General features: G+C 35.2%; 5 protein-coding genes. 1 reads left to right on the top strand and 4 read right to left on the bottom strand.

All coding sequences use genetic code 11. From position 1 onward, the window contains the following. Window positions 1-31: 31 nt before the first annotated feature. The 3 genes from FTV32_RS15945 to mobQ form a co-directional block, all read right to left on the bottom strand. Window positions 32-514, bottom strand: a complete 483-nt coding sequence (locus FTV32_RS15945; protein WP_179995733.1) for a BLUF domain-containing protein — start codon at window positions 512-514, stop codon at window positions 32-34. A gap of 593 nt (window positions 515-1107) precedes the next feature. Then, the gene (locus FTV32_RS15940) at window positions 1108-1605 is read right to left on the bottom strand and encodes a hypothetical protein (protein ID WP_179991709.1); all 498 of its coding nucleotides are present in this window, start codon (window positions 1603-1605) and stop codon (window positions 1108-1110) included. Then, window positions 1602-2555, bottom strand: coding sequence for a MobQ family relaxase (gene mobQ, locus FTV32_RS15935; protein WP_179991710.1), 954 nt, complete (start codon window positions 2553-2555; stop codon window positions 1602-1604). The genes FTV32_RS15940 and mobQ overlap by 4 nt, the downstream gene beginning before the upstream one ends. A 212-nt stretch (window positions 2556-2767) precedes the next feature. Between mobQ and FTV32_RS15930 the strand changes: the two genes are divergently transcribed. Next, window positions 2768-3037 (top strand): mobilization protein, encoded by a 270-nt coding sequence (locus FTV32_RS15930; protein ID WP_179991711.1) that lies wholly within the window; start codon window positions 2768-2770, stop codon window positions 3035-3037. Here the strand turns inward: FTV32_RS15930 and FTV32_RS15925 are convergent. After that, window positions 3027-3856, bottom strand: an 830-nt coding sequence (locus FTV32_RS15925; RefSeq protein ID WP_180029089.1) for a RepB family plasmid replication initiator protein, incomplete at its 5' end; no start/stop codon positions are given. The two genes, FTV32_RS15930 and FTV32_RS15925, sit on opposite strands and share 11 nt — an antisense overlap.

The raw sequence follows: 3856 nt of genomic DNA, 5'->3' as shown, positions 1-3856 counted from the left end.
GGAAAAACAGTTGTATTTCGTATAAGGTCTATTATGCTAATTTTTTAATCCAAATTGGATTCGAAGTAATTAAAGCTTTACTTTTTAATATAGAAAAATTATCTGCATGCTGACTTAATAACTCTATAAGAGGTGGGATTGTAGAGCTATTTAATAAGTATGGATTAAAAATATCATTATGATTTTTAGAGAAAAACTTAACTATATCCTGATCAATATTGGCATATTTCATATACCAATTAGAAAAGAGATATGTACTGATCTTCTCAAGATAAAGAACTTCACAATTTTCATGACGCGGATCTTTTAAGATTTTGTCATGAAAAAGATGCTTTACTTTATCTTCTTGCCCCTCTAAACATTGAACAAAGTAATCATTTCCATAGTAAAGAGCCCCATAGATCTGATTTGCTCCATTAAACTTTAATGCTTCGGTTAAAATTTCATAAAGTTCACTCTTAGAATAAATTTTAGACCTGAACTTACTTACATATAATAATCGTATAGCGGTCATTGGTAATTCGTCTTAAGATATAAATAGTTAAGTATATATAATAAAAAAAATTATTATATAAAATTAGTAATTTTTAGACTGCTTTCTTAAAGCATCCTTTCTTTTATCTTATATCCTTGCACTTTACCTATTGGTAAAATACATACATTCATAATCTATATCGGAAAGTAAGTAATTAAGCATAAGAAAAAAAATCCCAGCAGGTGTAGTGCTGGGATTAGGTGTCTTCTGGGCTTAGTTATTATCGTTATCAAAAAAGTATAACTCAGTTTTTACTTAATTAATTTTCTTTTCAATTAGCTTCAATTTACTTAACTGTTGCTCTTTTTTCTGATCATTTTCGATCTTAATAACTATAGCTAAAATAAAAAGCATCATTATAAAAAATAGGAAAATCAAATGCTTTCTCATTATTTATTCCTTCTTTTAATGTTTTAGCATGCCTTTTCCCATTGCAAATAGATATGACATAAGAAACCAAAATTTAGCTCGATGCTTTGAAATATGGCTTTAGCCATATTTCAAAGTCGGGCAACTTTGCGCTTGCTATAATCTGATTAGCTATGAGAAAAACCAAGCAAAGTACCGATCAACTAATATCTTTTAGGGTCGATCTGGCACCAGTCATAGGTCTTTTCTTTGACACTATTTGGCTGAAATGAATAGCAATTTTTCGTCATGATTCTGACTAGTGTTTCACCATCACTTTCTCTAATTTGTAGTGGATATTTTTTAAGTACAGCCATATCAGTTCTACGTTCATTAATTTCATCTTTGCTTGGCACGTACAAGAATATTGCCAAGATGAATACCATCATCACAGCGACAAACGTGCTGGCAAAAATAATGATAAATTTTAAGTTGAGCCTTTTTGTAGCTTCGTTTAATTCTTGAATACTATTGTTTAATGCAGCTGTATGTTTCTTATTTGCGTTTTCTAGCGATTTTTCAGCCTTATTGAGTACTCCGTTAGCGATTTGGTTGTAAAATACCTCTAATCGCTTGTTATCGTCTGCTATGGCCTCTCTATATTCCTTCATGGAGGCCAGTAAAATATATAGTTGATCGTCTAAGTCGTTTTGGTTGCTCATAGCGATGGGCCACTTCTTTCATATTTAATACGCTGTGTCTGTTTCATCTTTTGCTCTTGTTCCAATTTCAATCTTTGTCTTTGCTCTTGTTCCAGACGTTGTGCTTCCCGATCTTTCTTCCATTGTTTGAAACCTTGCTCAACATGGTTGAACCCTTGTTCTAAGGTCTTTTCCTTGTGCTGTTGTTTGTTTTGGAGCTGTTGGCTGTTTTGCTGTTTGATCGTATCGTTAAAACGGCTAATTTCAGTATCTATGCCTTTTCTGCGCATCTGGGTAACTTTACTACCCTCATGGATGGTAGCTTGTAGATCCTTGCCTTGATCGGCATAACTACGGTGGTCGATTCTTTCCCGATACCCTGCATGTTCGAGGGCATGATTGGCTAAGTTTGCCCAGGTGGCTCGGATCTGTTTAATTTCTTCCTGGCTTGTTCCCATGCCCAGGCTTTTTCTCTTGGCATTGCTTAACTCAATATCAGTCTTATCCTTTAGCACCAGATTATGATCTTGATCCAGTTCAGCCTTACGTGTAGTCAGCAAGATATGCGCATGATGGTTTTTATCATCCCCTCCTTTGCTGGGTGCATGGATGGCTAAATCTGCAATCACCCCATAACGGTCTACTAATGATTGGGCAAACTCTTTAGCCAATTCTTTTCGCTGTTCTTCGTCCAGTTCATCAGGTAAAGCGATAACCCATTCACGTGCGGTTCGGGCATCTTTTCGATTCTCAGATTTTTCTGCCAGATTCCAAACTTGGCTTCGGTCTAATTCAGTATCCAAGTTAGAAAGAATCTCTGTATAAACCACACCTTCTTTTCTTGTGAAGTCATGGGTTAACCCTGTCCGTTCATCTTTCAATTTTTCTCCTGCACGGTAAGCCATAGATGCAACTGCAGTTCGTCCCGAACTTCGGTTAACGGTCTTAGTAGTACAGTGATAAATTGCCATGCCTTAGCCTTGTGGTGGTTTTGCTTTTGCTTTTAAAAATTGCGTAGCAGTTTTTTGGGGTTAAGGGGAATCCCCTTACGCAAACTTTGACTTGGATGAAATCCAAGTCGTAAGTGCGCATTTCATGAAAACACGATAGCATATAGCCCGCTTGAATTTCAATTCATAGGGCCTTATGCTTGAGTGGTTTTCTATATCCCGAAATCTGAATCATGACAAAATCTGCTGAAAATCTCGAAAAGAAAATTGAAGCCCAGTTAGAGAAGCTGAAACAGTTAAAGGCTCATAAACAAGCTATCGAAGCTAGAGAAAAATCAAAGCAAAAAGAGCAGGAGAGAAAGGACGATACTCGACGCAAAATTTTGCTCGGTTCTTATTTGATTAAAAAAATGAATGACAATGAAGCCAATAGAGAAAAAATACTCGCTGAACTCAACGAGTATTTAATAGAAGATCGAGACAGAAAATTATTTAACCTTTAAAACCTAAACTTCTTAAATGTGGAATAAACTCTTTTTGTTTTTCAGGGTCTATCAGCATGTCTTTAATTCGACTAGCTAAAGCCTCATAACTCTCATTACCAACAGCTAAATGTGATAGGCCCGGTAATTTGGCAAGCTGATTTCCAAACATATTAATTTGCCCATCAGTCATTTTGAAAAACATATCGACGGTATTCATATCTCGACTTGAGTTGATTTTTGGCTTTTCAAATTTTTCTTTAACTTTGAATCTAAACCCCACAACAGTTCTACCCTCTTTTATATTTTCATAAGTTAGATTTAAATCTGTTTGAGAGTTAATTTCTTCTAAAGAAGACTCTAAAACACGGGTTTTTAAATTAGACATTCGATCATAAGACTTAGGCAATCCTAACTCTGTTTTTATACGATCTAAACTTAATTCAAATTTACCTAGACCCTGATATTTCTTGGCAAGATGATACAGGTCAAAGGAATAATCTTTTTTAAGTCTGAGTACCACTTCTTTTTTATATTTGGTGTAAGGGTTGAGCTTATCAAATTCTTTTAGCATTAAAAGAACTTCCTCAGGAAAGCAAATTGATATTGCTCCATTGTCGTATTTTGCTCGGATTACCCAAGAACAAGAAACTTTTTTCCCCTTTTCATCTGTATAGGTAAAGTACCTACGCAGCATATGCTTACTAGCTTCCTCCATCGACTTATATGCAGAGTGGGTTTTTATATTGCACTCTTTAGCAAAGTTTTCAGCAGTAATAGTAATGGGGTCTTTTTCGGTAGCGTTGGTAACTCTAGCGATAGGACTTGCTAAAACCAATA

The sequence above is a fragment of the Acinetobacter sp. YH16032 genome (assembly GCF_013417345.1).
GTDB lineage: Bacteria > Pseudomonadota > Gammaproteobacteria > Pseudomonadales > Moraxellaceae > Acinetobacter.
Note: the sequence above shows the minus strand (reverse complement) of the source record. Positions and strands in the feature narration are given on the sequence as shown.

What these genes read in the sequence shown, in the direction of transcription:
- FTV32_RS15945 (WP_179995733.1), bottom strand. Translation starts at nt 514, where the DNA reads ATGACCGCTATACGATTATTATATGTAAGTAAGTTCAGGTCTAAAATT.
- FTV32_RS15940 (WP_179991709.1), bottom strand. Translation starts at nt 1,605, where the DNA reads ATGAGCAACCAAAACGACTTAGACGATCAACTATATATTTTACTGGCC.
- mobQ (WP_179991710.1), bottom strand. Translation starts at nt 2,555, where the DNA reads ATGGCAATTTATCACTGTACTACTAAGACCGTTAACCGAAGTTCGGGA.
- FTV32_RS15930 (WP_179991711.1), top strand. Translation starts at nt 2,768, where the DNA reads ATGACAAAATCTGCTGAAAATCTCGAAAAGAAAATTGAAGCCCAGTTA.